The sequence below is a fragment of the Cytobacillus sp. FSL W7-1323 genome (assembly GCF_038595015.1).
Lineage (GTDB): Bacteria > Bacillota > Bacilli > Bacillales > Cytobacillaceae > Cytobacillus > Cytobacillus kochii.
Window position 1 is genome coordinate 2622300 of the sequence record NZ_CP151998.1, and the last position, 18248, is coordinate 2640547.

The 18248-nt window shown below is 36.7% G+C and carries 17 protein-coding genes; 3 read left to right on the forward strand and 14 right to left on the reverse strand.

The window, feature by feature from the left end; all coding sequences use genetic code 11:
- Positions 1-278: 278 nt before the first annotated feature.
- The 4 genes from pstB to MKX67_RS13290 are packed head-to-tail and all read right to left on the reverse strand — an operon-like array spanning position 279 to position 3729.
- Positions 279-1097 carry a phosphate ABC transporter ATP-binding protein PstB gene (gene pstB, locus MKX67_RS13275; protein ID WP_095373024.1) on the reverse strand — a complete coding sequence of 273 codons (819 nt, stop codon included), beginning with the start codon at positions 1095-1097 and terminating at the stop codon, positions 279-281.
- A 17-nt stretch (positions 1098-1114) separates the two neighbouring features.
- A complete protein-coding gene (pstA, locus tag MKX67_RS13280; protein WP_095373023.1) occupies positions 1115-1939 on the reverse strand; it encodes a phosphate ABC transporter permease PstA in 825 nt (274 codons plus the stop codon).
- Position 1940: 1 nt separating this feature from the next.
- Positions 1941-2846 (reverse strand): phosphate ABC transporter permease subunit PstC, encoded by a 906-nt coding sequence (pstC, locus tag MKX67_RS13285; protein WP_233435231.1) that lies wholly within the window; start codon positions 2844-2846, stop codon positions 1941-1943.
- 43 nt (positions 2847-2889) lie between these two features.
- Positions 2890-3729 carry a phosphate ABC transporter substrate-binding protein gene (locus MKX67_RS13290; protein ID WP_342488301.1) on the reverse strand — a complete coding sequence of 280 codons (840 nt, stop codon included), beginning with the start codon at positions 3727-3729 and terminating at the stop codon, positions 2890-2892.
- A 312-nt stretch (positions 3730-4041) separates the two neighbouring features.
- Between MKX67_RS13290 and MKX67_RS13295 the strand changes: the two genes are divergently transcribed.
- The gene (locus MKX67_RS13295; RefSeq protein WP_095373021.1) at positions 4042-4419 is read left to right on the forward strand and encodes a nucleotide excision repair endonuclease; all 378 of its coding nucleotides are present in this window, start codon (positions 4042-4044) and stop codon (positions 4417-4419) included.
- A 144-nt stretch (positions 4420-4563) separates the two neighbouring features.
- On the opposite strand, the gene pssA is transcribed toward MKX67_RS13295, so the two are convergent.
- From pssA to MKX67_RS13320, 5 genes are all read right to left on the reverse strand, one after another.
- On the reverse strand, positions 4564-5259 hold the full coding sequence (gene pssA, locus MKX67_RS13300; protein ID WP_095373020.1) for a CDP-diacylglycerol--serine O-phosphatidyltransferase: 696 nt from the start codon (positions 5257-5259) through the stop codon (positions 4564-4566).
- Positions 5260-5406: 147 nt separating this feature from the next.
- Positions 5407-6441 (reverse strand): CaiB/BaiF CoA-transferase family protein, encoded by a 1035-nt coding sequence (locus MKX67_RS13305; protein ID WP_340975252.1) that lies wholly within the window; start codon positions 6439-6441, stop codon positions 5407-5409.
- Positions 6442-6467: 26 nt separating this feature from the next.
- Positions 6468-8021 carry a fatty acid--CoA ligase gene (locus MKX67_RS13310; RefSeq protein WP_340975253.1) on the reverse strand — a complete coding sequence of 518 codons (1554 nt, stop codon included), beginning with the start codon at positions 8019-8021 and terminating at the stop codon, positions 6468-6470.
- A gap of 21 nt (positions 8022-8042) precedes the next feature.
- Positions 8043-9194: a thiolase family protein gene (locus tag MKX67_RS13315; RefSeq protein ID WP_095373017.1), complete on the reverse strand. Its 1152-nt coding sequence runs from the start codon at positions 9192-9194 to the stop codon at positions 8043-8045.
- Between the two features lie 13 nt (positions 9195-9207).
- Positions 9208-10353 carry an acyl-CoA dehydrogenase family protein gene (locus tag MKX67_RS13320; RefSeq protein ID WP_307313453.1) on the reverse strand — a complete coding sequence of 382 codons (1146 nt, stop codon included), beginning with the start codon at positions 10351-10353 and terminating at the stop codon, positions 9208-9210.
- A 235-nt stretch (positions 10354-10588) separates the two neighbouring features.
- Here MKX67_RS13320 and MKX67_RS13325 point away from each other — a divergent pair, with 235 nt between their 5' ends.
- The gene (locus MKX67_RS13325; RefSeq protein ID WP_095373015.1) at positions 10589-11017 is read left to right on the forward strand and encodes a MarR family transcriptional regulator; all 429 of its coding nucleotides are present in this window, start codon (positions 10589-10591) and stop codon (positions 11015-11017) included.
- Position 11018: 1 nt separating this feature from the next.
- Here the strand turns inward: MKX67_RS13325 and MKX67_RS13330 are convergent, their stop codons facing one another.
- Positions 11019-11747: a class I SAM-dependent methyltransferase gene (locus tag MKX67_RS13330; RefSeq protein WP_095373014.1), complete on the reverse strand. Its 729-nt coding sequence runs from the start codon at positions 11745-11747 to the stop codon at positions 11019-11021.
- A 161-nt stretch (positions 11748-11908) separates the two neighbouring features.
- Here MKX67_RS13330 and MKX67_RS13335 point away from each other — a divergent pair, with 161 nt between their 5' ends.
- On the forward strand, positions 11909-12196 hold the full coding sequence (locus MKX67_RS13335; RefSeq protein ID WP_095373013.1) for a hypothetical protein: 288 nt from the start codon (positions 11909-11911) through the stop codon (positions 12194-12196).
- Between the two features lie 50 nt (positions 12197-12246).
- On the opposite strand, the gene MKX67_RS13340 is transcribed toward MKX67_RS13335, so the two are convergent.
- From MKX67_RS13340 to MKX67_RS13355, 4 genes are all read right to left on the reverse strand, one after another.
- Complete coding sequence (locus MKX67_RS13340; RefSeq protein WP_095373012.1) at positions 12247-14022, reverse strand: L-lactate permease; 1776 nt, start codon at positions 14020-14022, stop codon at positions 12247-12249.
- Positions 14023-14287: 265 nt separating this feature from the next.
- Positions 14288-15058, reverse strand: coding sequence for an IclR family transcriptional regulator (locus tag MKX67_RS13345; RefSeq protein WP_095373011.1), 771 nt, complete (start codon positions 15056-15058; stop codon positions 14288-14290).
- Positions 15059-15091: 33 nt separating this feature from the next.
- Positions 15092-15868, reverse strand: coding sequence for a fumarylacetoacetate hydrolase family protein (locus tag MKX67_RS13350; RefSeq protein ID WP_095373010.1), 777 nt, complete (start codon positions 15866-15868; stop codon positions 15092-15094).
- 116 nt (positions 15869-15984) lie between these two features.
- On the reverse strand, positions 15985-18162 hold the full coding sequence (locus tag MKX67_RS13355; protein ID WP_342488304.1) for a malate synthase G: 2178 nt from the start codon (positions 18160-18162) through the stop codon (positions 15985-15987).
- Between the last annotated feature and the right edge of the window lie 86 nt (positions 18163-18248).

Sequence of the window (18248 nt, forward strand, 5' to 3'; positions counted from 1 at the left end):
AAGACCAATGATTAGGTTTACTTCTTTAGATTAGTTTCCGTTTTGCATCAACTAAATTGGAAGGTGACCTATTGTTATTTATGTTTAGCTATTTACATTGCCCATGTCCGAAATTGCTCACCTGTTGCCTGTTTCTCCCCTTTTGCGCTAATCTCACATCTCATTAGTTTGGTAGCTATGCATTTACTTCTTCCAATCATACATTTTCCCAAAGAAAAGAGCCGAACAAATCCCTATTTAATAATGGAAATTTGTTCGGCACCTAACGTTTATTTTTTTTAGCCGAATCTGCCAGTCACATAATCTTCTGTACGGCTATCTTTTGGCATGGAGAAGATTTGATCGGTTTGTTCAAATTCAATGACTTCTCCGTTAAGGAAGAACGCTGTCTTATCGGATACACGAGCAGCTTGTTGCATATTATGAGTAACGATGACGATCGTATAATCTTTCTTCAAATGAGCAATAAGTTCTTCCACTTTAAGTGTTGAAATGGGGTCAAGTGCTGAAGTTGGCTCATCCATTAATATGACGTCTGGTTTCATGGCAATTGCTCTGGCAATACAAACACGTTGTTGTTGACCACCTGATAAACCAAGTGCCGAAGATTTCAAACGATCCTTTACTTCGTCCCAAATCGCCGCTCCACGTAAACTTTCTTCAACAATTTTATTCAATTCTTTTTTATTTTTAATCCCTTGCATTCTAGGCCCATAGGCTACATTATCATAGATGCTCATTGGGAATAGATTTGGCTTTTGGAAAACCATACCGACTTTTGTTCTAAGTTCAATAACATCTTTTGATTGATATATATTATTGCCATTAATGTGGATATCTCCATTAATTCTCACACTATCAATTAAATCATTCATACGATTCAATGTTCTTAAAAAAGTCGATTTTCCACATCCAGAAGGACCAATTAATGCTGTTACCTCTTTTTCACGAATATCTAATGACACTTGATAAAGCGCTTGGTTATCACCGTAGAATAAATCTAAGTCTCTTACACTAATTTTCACTGAACGCTGATCATTTTGATTTTCAACATTTGCAGACTCTTTTACTTCTTTACGTTCTAGTGTTGTATTCATGAATAGAACACTCCTTTTTAATAGTCAGCTTTATTAAGCTTTTTAGAAATAAATGTTGCAGCAAAGTTTAGAGCAAGAATCATAACAATTAACACAATACCAATTGCTGCTGCTAATTCAATATCACCAGATTCTTGTGTAACAAGATACGAGTGAACCGTTAATGTTCTCGCTGAGGAGAAAATCCCTTCAGGCATTGCAGCTACTGTACCTGCTGTTAAAAAGATCGCTGCTGATTCACCAATGATACGTCCCATAGAGAGGATAATCCCTGATAAAATCCCGGGCATAGCGCTAGGTAAAATGACTTTATATAGTGTTTGTAACTTTGTTGAACCTAATGCAAGGGAACCTTCTCTATAACTAGCTGGTACTGTTTTTAAAGCTTCTTCTGTTGTACGGATGATCACTGGTAAAACAATAATTGTTAAGGTCAAGGATGCTGAAATAATAGACATCCCCATCGCCAATGTGGTAACAAAAAATACAGCACCGAATAATCCGTATATAATAGATGGAATACCCGTTAAACTCTCTGTTGCAAACCGGATCATTCGAACGAGCTTTCCTTGTTTCGCGTACTCCTGTAAATAAACTGCTGCTAAAATCCCAATTGGAGTGGCAATGACTAGCGATATCACAATTGTATAAATGGTAGTAATAATCATTGGCCAAATTCCACCGCCGCCGACAGGTGAATAGTCACCAAAGATAAAATCAAGATTAATTAATCCGATACCTTTATAAAAAATATAACCAACGATAATAAGTAGGATAGCTACAGTTAAGAAAGCGCCAAACCACAATAAGCCTAATAATAAATTATCTTTAAACTTTCTCACTTTACTTCCCACCTTTCGAACTTATTTTTGCTAATACGAAATTCAATATTAGAATGAATGAGAATAATACAATTCCTGTCGCAAATAACATTTCTTGATGTGTACCATAAGCGTAACCCATTTCAAGGGCAATATTCGTTGTAAGTGGTCTTACACTATCAGTTAAGCTTGTTGGTATAATCAAACTATTACCAGCAACAAGAATGACTGCCATCGTCTCTCCGATTGCTCGTCCTAGCCCTAATACAATGGCTGCCATAATACCTGATTTTGCTGCTGGAACAACGACTTTAAATATGGTTCCGATTGGCGAGGCACCTAATGCTAAGGAACCTTCTCTATACGTTTTCGGTACTGCCCTAATGGCTGTTTCAGCAACGGTTACAATTGTAGGTAACATCATGATCGCTAATACGAGAATAACCGCTATTAAACTTTGCCCTTTTACTAAGCCAAGATTATTTTGTAAGAAAGGAACAATAATCGCTAAGCCGAATACACCATATAATACAGATGGGATACCCGCTAACAATTGTACAGCTGGTGAAATAATTTTTGCAATTGGTTTCGGGGCTATTTCCGATAAAAAGATCGCCGTTAATAACCCAATTGGTACTCCAATGACAAGCGCCCCAATCGTTGCATAAATGGAAGCGACAATCATCGGAAAAATGCCGTACTTATCTTCACTCGGTACCCAATCAGACCCGAAGATAAAATCAATAAAACTATACCCGTCTGCAATGAATGGGTTTGATCCTTTAAAGAAGACGAATCCAATAATGAGAAATAAACTAAGCACAGAGATTAACGCACAGATTAAAAACAATTTCTCTGAAATGAACTCCATAATATATTTTAATCGATTTGATTTATTTGTTTGTTTTACTTCTGATGGATTTGGCAAAACACATACCTCCAAAGTCACTTGCTAATTGTTTGATGTAGCGTTATTCTTCTATAATTGGTATAGCCCCTGCTTCTGCAGCGATTTCCTGCCCAGCTTCACTTAAAATGAAGTCAATAAACGCTTGGCTTTCCTCTGATAAGTCTTTATGCACGAAAAGGAAAGGACGAGATAATGGATATTTCTCTTCAATTACATTTTTAGCGGTTGGTTCTACCCCATTAATATTAATCGTTGAAATTGTATCATCTATATATTCAAAAGAGATAAACCCAATAGCATGTTCATTTGTTGCAACTGTCGTTTTTATATTTCCGTTTCCACTAGCGATAATTGAGCTCCGTACTAACTCACCAGAAGAGTAGTCAACAATTTCCTGAAAAGCATCTCTCGAACCTGACCCGTCTTCACGTGAAACGACAACAATCTCCATATCTTTACCGCCTACCTCTTTCCAGTTTGTTATTTCACCAGTAAAGATCTTTTTCACTTCTTCCATTGTTAAATCTTTTACTTTATTGTTTGCGTGTGTAACGACTACAATTCCGTCAAAAGCAATGATTGTAGGTGATACTTCTTCTTCTCCTGACACTAAGTTACGAGAAGACATGCCAATTTCGGAAACTCCATTTATTGCATTTGTAATTCCTGCTGAGGAACCAATTTGATTGATTTCAATGTTCACATCTGCATTTTCCATATATTTAGCAGCTAGCTTTTCTGCTAGCGGACCAACTGACGTAGAACCAGAAATGGATATCGTGCTTCCGTTACCTGTACTAGCTTGTCCCTCTCCTTCTTCTTCACCACCATTGCATGCAGTCAAAATTAAAGTAAGTGACAAAAGTAACAAAATACTCTTCCATTTTCGAAGTTTTAACATAGAAAAACCTCCACTTTAGATTGCTTTTAGCTATTTTGTTTGTGTTAATCCCAATATAACGAATCATATTTAATTCTCTATTAACCTTTTGTAAAGCCTTTGTAAATTTCATCAATATACCCATAAATTTATGGAGAAATTGTAAAAATCAACCTAATAATATTATTAATTTTTCAAACTTTCATTTTTTAGAATACGTTTATTATCTCTCCATTATATGATTTAAAAACATTTAAAGAAAAATACGCGGAAGTATGGGCTTTTTTATGTAGGTTGTGGTACGATGATTGCTAGAATAGGAAGTGATTATTGATGATTAATATTGAAATACCTCATCCAGACTTAGTTATCACTAAAAAGAAGCCTGGCGGGGAACAAGGAACAACGGCCATCAGCCATTTATATGGTTTTACGGACTTTACAAAGATTCCAAGAGATAGAGGTGGAATGATTTTATTCTTTGACAAAAAAGAGAACCTTCTTTTTGTTGGGAAAGCACGTAAACTAAGACAACGTGTAAAAAAACATTTCGACGACCAAGTGTCTCCCATTAAAAATCACCGTGAACAAGTGTCTAAAATTGCATGTATGTATGTTGATGATCCTGTTGAGCGTGAAATATACGAAACCTACATTATTAATAAGTTAAAAGCAAAATATAATACTGAAAAAGTTTTCTTTTCAAGCTAATTTTATTTTAGTTATGGGATGAAGGAGAAACCTCCTTCATCCTTTTTTTATAAAATGATTTTTCTCTCCGAAAGACTCAATTAAATTCCTGACTTTATGGTTTCCTAACAACAAAAAAAAGACTCCCAAACTGTAAAATTCTTACTAGTCGGAAGTCTTATTATTTTGGTTCTTTTTAAAGCGGTACGCTAAATAGGCAATGTATAATGGAGTGGCAATATAAATTAAATAAGGATAGGAACCATATGTCCCTTTATAAAGAACAAAAAGCATACAGCCTAAAAAGATTGTCACAATTGTCCCGTACTTTGGTAATGGGATATCTTTTAAACTCGGAATACGAATACGACTGACCATTAAAAAACATAGCGCGGTAAATACAACTGTCGTAATAATACTGGGCACCCAGTGACCAAACAATGTTAAAATAGCTAAAATACCACCAGCGGCAGTAATCGGAACACCGATAAAATAATGCATGGACTGCTTACTAGTACCAATATTGAATCGTGCTAAGCGATATGCACCGAATAGCGGGAATAACCCAGAAACTAATAATCCAATAGAACCAAATTGGTAAAAGTATGTATAATATACGAGAAATGACGGTGCAACCCCAAAAGTTACAACATCCGCTAATGAATCTAATTCTTTGCCTAGCGTACTATCTGCTTTTAACATTCTCGCTGCACGACCATCCATACTATCAAGCATCATACCGATAATAATCAATATCGCCGCATTATTATATTGGCCATGAGCAGCAAATCCAATAGACAAAAATCCACAATATAAATTGCCTAAAGTAAGCATATTTGGTATCATCTTAATAAATTTCACTTACAATCATCACTCACTTTTTTGTGATCTACGTTGCAAAAATAAACCTTCATTTAAACACAAATCACTTTTTAAGGTTTATCTATTATAACACTATATTCTAAGTTGTTACTATATATGTTTGACGATTATTAAGTTCTTTTGTCCCTATTTCTTTTTTTGAGGATTTCTCAAGTCAGAATATTGTTGAATACAAGACCAGTTATCATCATAAACGAAACTCCCTCTTTGTTGATGATAATTACTTTTGGGTACTTCATCGATTTCTAACACAGGTGTTAAGCAACAATCGACTTGCTCGCTAACACCTATCCAATCAGTAAATGATCGCTCCTTAAAAACTGCACAAACTTGTTTATAAACAGGATCACTTACCTTCATCATATGACATGCTATCCATTCGGGATGTTCAACAGCTAAACAAAAAGATTGCCAGAACTTCTTCTCTAATGCGCCTAATGCCATATAGCGACCATCACTTGTTTCGTATAAACAATAGTTAACAATGGTCCCTGCTAAAACCTCTACACCTTGTTTCATTTCTGTCACTTGATGAACGAGATGGTGGTTACCCATCAAAGCCGTCATTGTATCTGCCATACTTACTTGATGGTAGCTACCCTTTGCATTTATCCCTCTTTGAACAAGACCTGCTAAAACTCTTTCGCTTGCCACAATCCCTCCGACTAAATCAGCTATTTGTTGAGAAGGATGAATGGGACGTCCCTTATCATCCTTCCATTGTGCTAACATCCCGCTAATGGCCATATAATTCAGGTCATGACTTCCAAAGGTAGAATAAAAAGTATTTTCACCATACCCAACCAATGAACAATAGACAATTGTGGGATGGTATGTTTGGATCGTTTCATAGTCTAATGTTAAACGCTTCATCACACCCGGTCGAAAACTTTCAATGATTACGTCTGCTTCTAGTATTAGTTCCTTCACCTTATTTAAATCCGTTGTATCTTTTAAATCGAGGAAATGACTGTTTTTACCGCGATTATTACTCGTAAATATGACACCTTGGCCTTTGCCCATCGGCTCTAAATGTCGTGCAGGATCACCATTCGGTCCTTCTATTTTAATTACTTCTGCTCCAAGTTCTGCCAATCTAAGCGTGGCAAAAGGACCTGGTAAATAGTTTGTAAAATCAATTATTTTCACACCTGTTAACATATATTATCCCTTTCATTTACTGGCGGTTATTTTTGCAATAGTTCCTGATTTCTTAATACAAATTTTTGGATTTTCCCACTAGCATTCCTCGGTAGACTGTCCACAAATTCATATCTTCTTGGTCTTTTATAATTTGCAAGGCTTTCACTTTGCTTACAAAATGCATCTAAAATTTCAGCAGTAATATTCTCCTCTTTTTTGACAATGTAAGCAATAACAACTTCTCCCCAATGCTCATCTGGTACACCTAATACAGCTACATCTAACACGGAAGGATGTGCATGGATAACATCTTCTACTTCCCGTGGATAAATATTCTCTCCCCCTGAAATCACCATATCATCAACACGGTCTTTCACATAAAGAAAGCCTTCATCATCGAGATAGCCCATATCTCCTGAGTGATACCAGCCGTTATGGAGTGCCTTTTTAGTTGCTTCCTCTCTTTTATAATAACCTTGCATCATACTTGGTCCTCTCACAATGATCTCACCTACTGTACCAGTTGGAACGACTTGATCATCATATGAATGACCATCATCATTAGGTGTAACAATTCTTATCTCATGGTTCAAGCAAGCTTGCCCCGCCGAGCCTGCTTTACGAATCTGGTCTTCATCACTAAGGAACGTAATTGCTGGTCCCATTTCAGTCATCCCATATGCTTGAGTTAACTTAACACCCAATTTCTCCCGACAAGCAAATACGAGACTAGGGGCCATTGGAGCTGCACCATATAAACCTTTTTCTAATGTTGAAAGATTATACGCCTGTAAATCTTCTTGAAGCATCATATTCCACATTGTTGGTGCTGCAAAGAAAGCGGTAATTTTTTCTGAATCAATCAGTGATAATGCTTTTTTTGCATCAAACTGGTGGAGAATGGTACTCTTCGCTCCAATATGAACTCTTGGTAAAAAAGCACAATGTAACTCTGCACAATGAAACATAGGCGCAGCAACTAAACCATTATCATTCTGATGATAATTTAGTGCATGGATAACAATCAGACTTTGTTCTGTCATATCTTTATGGCGATGCAGCACGCCTTTTGGTCTCCCAGTTGTCCCACTCGTATACATAATCGCATATAGATCATCAGATGATAGTTTCACTTCTACGTTCTCTCTATTAACAGCTGTGATTTGCTCATGATAACTTTTGGCAAAAGGAGGATGGTTGCCATCAATTGACCAAAATTGAACTGTGGGGAAACTATTGGCCACTTTTTCAACAGCTGTCTGTAGAGTTTCTTCAAAAATAAACACCTTTGGTTCAGCATCAGAAATAATAAATGACAATTCTTCTGACATCAGCCGGAAATTAATAGGATTAAATACTGCACCTATTTTTGCACAGGCAAAAAACGTCGTTGCTAATTCTTCTGTATTATATAAATAGGTAGAAACTCGGTCTCCTTTTTTTACTCCTGCTACATGTAACGCCTGTGCTAATCTATTGACTTCGTCTGCCCACTCACGATAAGTAAACCTCAAATCTTTTCTGACATCATATAGCGCCTCCTTCTCTGGAAACTTACTTACCGTTAAATCAAAGATTTCTGCAATCGTCATTGTCATCTATTATTCCTCCCTTTTTTATTAAAAGATTTTTTCTATAATTGTTGCGTTTGCCATACCCATACCTTCACACATTGTTTGTAACCCATATCTACCTTCTGTACGGTCTAATTCACTCATCATCGTTAATAATAAGCGAGCTCCACTTGCACCCAGTGGATGGCCTAAGGCAATAGCACCTCCATTTGGATTCAGTTTATTCGCATTTGCTCCTGTTTCTTTCAACCACGCTAATGGCACAGAAGCAAAGGCCTCATTCACTTCAAATACATCCATATCTGCCAAGGTTAATCCAGACTTGTGCAATGCTTTTTCAGTTGCAGCTATCGGACCTGTAAGCATCAAGGTAGGGTCTGACCCAATAACGACGCGGGTAATTATCTTAAATCTTGGTTTCAATCCTAATTCACGTGCTTTCTCACCTGACATAATGAGCAAAGCACCTGCTCCATCACTTATTTGACTTGCATTTCCAGCATGTATGATGCCATTCTCTTTAAATGAAGGTTTCAATCCGCCTAACTTCTCTATACTCGTTCCTTTTCTTGGCCCCTCATCTTGATCAAAATTGAATGTTGCCCCACTATCGTCAACTAACTCCAGTGGCATAATTTCATTTTTAAAGCGATTTTCTGCTTGAGCAAGTAGTGCCTTTTCTTGACTGTGATATGCATACTCATCTAGTTGAGCACGAGTGAACTGATATTTTTCTGCTATTCTTTCCGCCGATAACCCTTGATGGATAATCTCATATTGCTTAGTCAATTGCTCACTCGGTTTTACACCCTGATAACTTGAACCAATTGGTATTCTCGACATACTTTCAACGCCACCGGCAATAACGATATCCATATCACCTGATGAAATCGCCTGGGCGGCAAAATGAACCGCCTGTTGACTCGACCCACATTGTCGGTCAATCGTTGTTCCTGGTACTGTAATTGGCAATCCAGAGATAAGAGCCGCCACACGAGCAATATCTCCTGTTTGTTCACCTATTTGTGATACACATCCTAAAATAACATCATCTACTAGTGTTGGATTTAACCCTGTTTTTTCTACTAAACTTTTAATGACTGCACCAGCTAAGTCATCAGGACGTGTATTTCTTAAAGAACCGTTCCTTTTTCCGACTGCACTTCTTATCCCATCAATAATAACTACTTCGCGCAAAAGAAATCCTCCCCTATAATCCTAAGTTTTTAGCAATAATTGATTTCATCATTTCATTGGTTCCTGCGTAAATACTGGCAACAGGTATGTCTCTATACCTTCTTGCTATTTCATATTCTTCCATATATCCGTATCCACCATGAAGTTGCATGCATTCTGTCGCAATTCTTCTCGCATTCTCTGTGCATTTCCATTTAGCCATTGAAACTTGAGTGACAATATCCTTTTGTTTCATATGGTCATAAATTAACTTTTGAAGAAAGGCACGGCTCATCTCTACATCTGTTACCATCTCTGCCATTTTAAACTGCGTATTTTGAAAAGAGCTAATAGCCTTTCCAAACGCTTTTCTTTCTTTGATGAAAGCCATTGTCATTCTAATCATTTCTTCGGCAGCAATTTGGGCAGCAATAGCAACAATTAACCGTTCTTGTTGAAGCTTTTCCATTAAATAGTAGAACCCTTTACCCTCCTCACCGAGTAGATTTTCACTAGATACGACACAATCATCAAATATAAGCTCTGCTGTATCCTGACAATGTAAGCCAACCTTGTTTAGTTGCCTTCCTCTTGTAAACCCTTTCATTCCTTTCTCTACTATAACTAAGCTGATTCCTCTATATGGAGGGGTCACCTTCGTATCTGTTTTTACTGCCACAATAACCAAATCTGCATTCATTCCATTTGTAATGAAGGTTTTTTCACCATTCAGTACATAATGGTCATCAACTTTTATAGCTGTCGTCCTAATCGATGCCAAATCAGAACCTGCGCCCGGCTCAGTCATGGCAATCGCCGAAATGAATTCGCCTGTCGCACACTTTGGTAACCATCGCTTCTTTTGTTCTTCTGTACCATATGTTGTGATATAAGGGATAACAATATCATTATGAAGGCCGATACCAATCGTTCCGGATCCGACCCTTTCTAATTCTTCATTTATAACGACAGAGTAGCCAAAATCAACACCACTTCCACCATATTCCTCGTCGATGTTTGGGCATAAGAAGCCTTGCTCACCCATTTTCCTCCAGAAAGCTCTAGGAATCATACCATCTTTTTCCCATTGTGAATAATAGGGATAAGCTTCTTTATCTAAAAATTTCCGTAAAGACTTTCTAAAGAGTTCGTGCTCTTCTGTTATATATGTATCATTCATATTTACCTTTCCTCCTTTTCTATATTTTATTATATTTTTCTTATTTTTTCGAATATTATTAATATAAATCCCACACATAAGCAATATGTAATTATGAAATGGATTTCGTGAAGTTGATTTCTACAGATAATATCCATTTATTAGAAATAACATCATAAAGCTACTAACGCTTGTTGCATGATTATTTTTTTTTGATATGATTACTGTATGAACGTAGGGAAGGACCTGGCATAAAATGAATGATCAAACTGTTTTTGAACTTATTCATGCGATGGAACAAGTAACCAACCGCATGATTATTAAATGGAATCAATCTTTTAATGAGGGATTAGGTATTTCTCATATTCTTCTGCTTAGTCATTTAAAGCGCGATGGAAAAATGAAACCTATCGATCTGGCAGAAAGCCTTGGTATCGCACCATCTTCTATTTCGCATCTTATTCAGAAGTTATCCAAACGGTATTATATTAAACGAATACCTGATTTAAATGATAAAAGGATTTCATATTTAGAAATCACTGATGAAGGCTTAGAAGTATTAAAAAAGGCAGCTGAAGACGGACATCAACTGCAAAAAAATACATTTGCACAGCTCACAAATGAAGAAATAAAACAACTATTAGCAATCTATCAAAAGTTAAATCTTACCCTCGATCAAATGTGAGCTACGTTTTCATCGCTCGTATCACTCGGTAGCCTAGATGGTTACTTAATTGTAAGTTAAGTTGGTAATGATCAATTAACACTTGTGATAAATCTTCTTTTAATAACTTAATATGTTGATGGGAACTATCGTCTCCCATCTTCACTCCTTCTGCAATCATCTCTGCAATCGTACTTGCCTTTAAAACCTCGACCTTTTTAAAGCCGGCAGTGTCTAAAGCCTTCGTCCAATCTTTTTCACTTAACAGTTTTTCTAATTGATAAAAAGCCTTCATTTCTTCTTCCATTTCACTAGTCATTGATGATTCTTTTGTCATCTCTATTAAATAGAGTCTCCCTTTGTCTTTTAATACACGTGCAAATTCCTTTAAGGTATTTGCCACGTTAGTAAAGACGATAACAGATTCAGATAGGATCAGATCAAATTGTTGATCAGAAAAAGATAACTTCTCCACATTACCTACCGATACGTGAAAGGGTTTTGCTAACAAGCTCGCCTTTCTTCTTGCGGCCTGTACCATTTCTGCATGTTTGTCTATTGCTTCTATTCTCGCACCATATATATCACTTAAAAGATAAGATGTACTTCCTGTTCCACAGCCTGCGTCGAGAATAGTCGTTTCTGTTGTAATAGGCTCATTAATTAGTAACTCGCTCGTAAGTTGCTTCCCTCCAGGGTGAGCAAATGGGACCTGAAAATAGGCTAAAGCATCTTCATAAGAATATTTCATTGTTCCCCTCCTTGTATACTATCTATATTATTCTAACTTTCTAGTTGTTGACACTGGATAAAAACTCCGCTCTTCATATAGGACATGTACCTATTCAAAAAAGAAAGGTGGACATACCATAAGGAGAGAAAGCATTTTTATTTCCCGGAGGTGTTATTTTAATGAGTGGTTATTATCATCGCTGTTATAACGGAATAGGAAAGCCTGTAGAAATCAAAATGAATGATGGTAGAATTCATCGTGGAATTATTGAAAGAGTATCTAACGACAGAGTGTATTTACGTCCAATGAACAAAAATTATGGTGGTTACGGTTATGCAGGCGGATACCGCAGAGGTGGTTGCGGTCGTGGTGGTTGCGGTCGCGGCGGTTGGGGCTGGGGATTCGGCGCAGGGATTGCTTTAGGTGCTATTGCTGCCTTAGTCTTTCTTCCTTTATTTTTCTGGTAATTCCAACAAAAAAGTAACCGCTAAATATAGTGCGGTTACTTTTTTTGTTATTACTTTGAAATTGTTTGATTATATTGATGCAACGTATTAAGCCTTTTATTGTTCGTGGCTATAATATAAAATGCAGCCAAAATGATAAGAACAGCAATCAGTGTGCCGAGGTTAAATAAGCCTTTACTTGAATACCATACAATAGAGTACCCTATAGCACCTGCAAATAAAGCGTAATAAACAAATGGCAAGAGTGTTTTACGAATAACTTCTCCCTCTTTACCGACGAGTCCTACTACTGCAGAAGCAGCAACAACATTATGGACACAAATCATGTTACCCGCTGCTCCACCAACTGCTTGTAAAGCTACAATCCAGCTCGGGTTCACCCCAATTTGGCTACCGACATCATACTGGAAAAGGGAAAACATCATATTACTAACCGTATTACTACCAGCGATAAATGCACCAATCCCACCAATAAAGGTAGCAAAGAATGGCCAGAATTCTCCAGCTAATGCCGCTGCCCCATTTGCTAATTCGATTGGCATTTGTTCATAACCGGCGGCTCCACCACCAGTATTGATGAATACTTGAACCATTGGAACAGTGAATACAAGTGCAACTGATGCTGCAGCTGTTGTTTTTGCCGAACTACTCCATGCTTTTTTATAGGAGCTAAAATTCATTCCATGGATGAAAAATGTAATAATTGATACTAAAATAAGAACTGTTCCAGGTGAATAAAGAATCTCAAAGCTTGCAGTAATACTTGAGCCGAATATATTTTCCAATTTTATAACAATAGATTGTAACCACTCTTTTAAAGGAAGCGTTTTCAATCTAGTTAAAACTAAAAAGACTCCCACTAGGATATACGGTGACCATGCTTTTAGTAACCCCATTTTTTTCCCATTGTTATTTAGTTGTACTTCGATTCTACCTGTCCACTCAGGATCCCATTTTGATTTCTCTTCAAAGTCCCACGTTTCATCTTTTGGAAGGAGAAAACCTTTTCTAGCTGCAAGTACAACTATCAGTAAACCAACTAGTCCCCCTGTCATAGATGGGAATTCTGGTCCAAGTGTATTTGCAACAATAACGTATGGAATCGTCATTGCAAAAGCTGCAAACAGCGCAAATTTCCATACTTTAATTCCTTCTGCAAAAGATTTATTTTTACCAAAAAAGCGAGTCATTAAAGCAACAACAAATAATGGAATAAAGGTACCGGCGATCATATGCAAGATTGCGGCATGACCACCAATCGTTGTTACAACATTTAAGAGATTGTCAGTTATACTTTGGTTAGCAGATAAACCTGTTTGTACACCTACTAATACAGGTGTACCCACAGCTCCAAAAGTAACTGGTGTACTTTGTATGACCATGCCAGCCACAACAGCTGCCATTGCAGGAAATCCTAAACCAACCATTAACGGAACTGCTACCGCAGCAGGTGTACCAAAACCTGATGCCCCTTCAATAAATGAGCCAAAGAGCCAAGCAATAATAATCACTTGAATTCTTCGATCTGGCGAAATATCTATGAAGCCTTGGCGAATGGTTCTCATGGCTCCACTTTCTTGTACAGTATTTAATAATAATATTGCACCAAAAATAATATATAACAGTGTAATGGCCACAACTAAACCATTTACACTTGCTGCAGCTACAGTATTGAATGGAACCTTCCATACAAATAATGCTAATGCGGCAGCAATTAGAAAGGAAATCGGCATTGCTTTACTTGCCGGCCATTTAAGTCCTACAAGAAAAATGGCAACAGCAATAATCGGTAATAATGAAATAACTGCTAAAACGCCTGTACTCACACACACTCCCCCTTATTATCTTTGTTGTTATATAACTAAAATATTTTGTTATACAACAAATATTATATATATTAATTATACTAATTTATTATGCAATTACAACAATATTTTGAAAATTATAAATTGATATTTTTTATTTATAATTAAAGTTTTTAAGAAGTAGAATGATTGATCAACAGATGAGGTAATAACAAGTGTTATTCGTCTAAAAAAGTAAAAACGCTCCCTTTTTTATAAGGGAGCGTTTTTACTAATTGAAAGATGACTATTCATCTAAATACCCTAACCGTATAGAAACACTCTTTCCAATATCAACCATAAAGGGAGCGAGTTCCTGCAAACGCTCTTGTGACATTCTTATTAATGGACCGGATACACTGATCGCAGCACATACATTGTTTTGATAGTCAAATATTGGAACAGCAATACACACAATTCCGTTTTCATTTTCCTCTAAGTCAAGAGCAAAACCTTTTGTCTTAATCATCTTTAAATTTTCTAACAATGCCATTTCATCTGTAATTGTATGCTCTGTATGAGGTTTCAACCCTTTTCTCTGTATAATATCTTTGACTACTTGTACTGGTTGATGTGCTAATATCGCTTTACCAACAGATGTACAATGCATAGGCGCACGTTTGCCAACAGATGAGTGCATTCTCAATGCTTCATTCCCATCGAGTTTTTCGATATAAACTACCTCGTCATTATCTGGTACCACTAGATGAATGACTTCATTCGTCTTTTGCTCCAAATCCTGTAAATAAAGCTTCGCTTCTGAGCGGATATCTATTGAATCAAGCAATCTAGTACTAATATTTAATATTTTGTAACCTACTTTATATTTGCCTGAATCTTTTACTTGCTCGATATAACCATACTTCACAAGAGTTGATAATATGCGGTGTACGGAGCTTTTATTGATATCCATTTCATTTGCAATTTCAGTCACACCCATACCGTACTTTCTTAAACTGATCATATCAATAATATCAAGCGCTCTACTTACCGATTTCACCATATTATCTCTTTCCATACCTTCACCTCAATCAAAACCTACAAAAATCATTTATGACTTTACTTCCGCTTTACTTCTTACGACTGTATTTGTTAACTGACCGATTGATTCAATCTCACATTCAATTATATCACCTTCACCAATCAATTCGGCGCCTACAGGGCTTCCAGTAAGGATAACATCTCCAGCCCTCAAAGTCATTACCTTCGATAGAAAAGCAATCATCTTTTGTATAGAAATAATCATTAACTCAGGTGGGCTATCTTGCTTTAATTGACCATTCAGATTGGCTCTAATGCGAGTTTCTTCTAGCTTAAGCTCTGTTTCTATAACTGGCCCAAGAGGAGTAAAAGTATCAAATGCTTTACCGACCGTCCAATGACCGTCTTGATGGAAAAATTGAGGAGCTGTTACATCATTACCAATCGTATAACCAAAAATATGATCAAACACATCTTCTTCAGCGACATCTTTTGTTTCTTTACCAATCACTACTGCCAATTCTGATTCAAATTTAACTTGATCAATCCCTTTAGGAATGATTATCTCTTCATTCGGACCGATTACGGATGATACCGGTTTAAAGAAAAACACTGGAACTGCTGGTAATTCCTCTGGTAGTTCTTGTTTATCACTAACAAAGTTTGCACCGATTCCGATAATTTGGGTGGGAACAATAGGAGAAACAAGTTTAACATCACTTTGATCATAATAGGTGCCTGTCTCTTCCCACTTATTGAATATATCACCTGAGATTTCTTTGATCTCCCCATTTTCAATGATACCTTGTAATAATTGATTATTAATCGTAAATCTTACAAATTTCATTTAAAATCCTCCTACTACAATCATTTAAGTTTTAAATTACAATTTCAACTCCCACTCTTCTTACTATATTTAGAAAGAGTGGCCACAAACGAACCACTCTTTTATTCATTATTTTTTTACTGTTTTACAGCAAACTTCGCTTTTGCCTCAATTCTACGACGGTGTAAAATTGGTTCGGTATATCCACTTGGCTGTTTAACTCCTTCAAAAACTAGTTCACATGCAGCTTGAAAAGCAACAGATTCCTCAAAGTTCGGTGCCATCGGATAATACAATGGATCATCCGCATTTTGTTCATCCACTACTTTCGCCATTCTTTTTAGAGTAGTCATCACTTGGTCCTTTGATACAATACCATGATGCAACCAATTCGCCATATGTTGGCTCGAAATTCTTAAAGTCGCTCGGTCCTCCATTAAATCAATATTATTGATATCTGGGACTTTTGAGCAACCGATGCCTTGATCAACCCATCTAACGACATATCCTAATATCCCTTGTGCATTATTATCCAACTCTGCTTGGATTTCTTCCCCAGTCCAATTAGTATCCTTTGCCACTGGTATGGCAAGTATCTCGTCTCTTAAGTCAGTCTTTTTCACTGATAATGATTGCTGTACTTTAGCCACATCTACTTGATGATAATGAAGGGCATGAAGTGTAGCTGCAGTCGGTGAAGGAACCCAAGCTGTATTTGCACCAGCTTTAGGGTGGGCCACCTTTTGTTCGAGCATGGCTGCCATTAAATCAGGCATCGCCCACATACCTTTTCCTATTTGCGCCTTCCCTTTAAAACCGGTAGAAAGCCCTGTTAACACATTAGATGTTTCATATGCTTGCAGCCATTTTGTTGACTTCATATCATTTTTACGAATCATTGCGCCCATTTCCATTGAGGTATGCATTTCATCTCCGGTACGATCTAAAAATCCTGTATTAATAAATACAACTCTCTCTTTTACTTCTTTAATACAAGATTTCAAGTTTAAAGAAGTTCTTCTTTCTTCATCCATTACACCTATCTTCAATGTATAACGATCGAGTCCCAATAAATCTTCTGTTCGGTTAAAAAGCTCATTGGCAAAAGCCACTTCTTCTGGACCATGCATTTTAGGTTTTACGATATAGATAGAATTATTTTTACTATTTTGATATTTTCCATTTCCAAGTAATGTATGTTTTGCTGCTAGTGAAGTAATCACACTATCCAAAATTCCTTCTTGAATTTCCTCACCATTTTCTGTTAATATCGCCTCATTTGTCATTAAGTGACCCACATTTCTGACAAACATGAGTGAGCGTCCATTAAGCGAAAAGGTATCTCCATTAGGTGCCAAATATTCACGATCATTATTCATAGCCCTTGTGATCGATCGGTCACCTTTTTTAAATGTAGAAGTTAAATCTCCTTTCATCAATCCTAACCAATTACGATATACAAGTACTTTATCTTCAGCATCAACTGCTGCAACTGAATCTTCACAATCCATAATCGTTGTAACTGCAGCTTCTAATAAAATATCTTTAATTCCGGCATCATCGGTTTTTCCAATTGGATGTTGACGATCAATTTGAATCTCAAAATGTAGTTGATTGTTTTTCAAAAGAATGGCCGTTGGTTCTGTTTCTGTCCCGCGATAACCGATAAATAATGCTTTATTACGAAGAGATTCTTTTGTCCCACTATTCAATGTAATAACTAGTTCACTGGCTTCAACAGTATAAGCAATCGCGTCTTTATGACTGCCTTCTTGTAATGGGATTACTTCATCTAAAAAGTTTCTACTAAAAGCAATTACTTTCTCTCCACGAATAGGGTTGTATGCACCTTCTTTCGTTGCCCCATCTTCAGTACTAACCGCATCTGTGCCGTACAAAGCATCATATAGACTGCCCCATCTCGCATTGGCAGCATTAATTGCATAGCGCCCATTATTAATTGGAACAACTAATTGTGGTCCTGCTTGAATGGCAATCTCATCGTCAATATTTTGAGTAGTAATTTCAAAATCATCAGCTTCTGGGAGCAAGTAGCCTATATCTTCTAAAAACTGCTTATACTGTTTCGCATCAAACGTTTTTTGTGTTGTATGCCATTCATTAATCTTTGTTTGTATGTCTTCTCTTTTTTGTAGTAACTGTTTATTCTTCGGAGTTAAATCGGCAATTAACTTTTCAAATCCTTGCCAAAATTGTTCTGAATCTACCTCTGCTCCTGGTAATGCCTCTTTTTCAATAAAATGAAATAATTCCTCCGCGATTTTAAGACTGCCTTTTTCTACATATTGCGTCATGATAATCCTCCTTGTTTGTTATTACAAAACACTGTTTCTATTATTCTAAAAAAAATATACCATGATTGACTGATCGCTTCAATGAT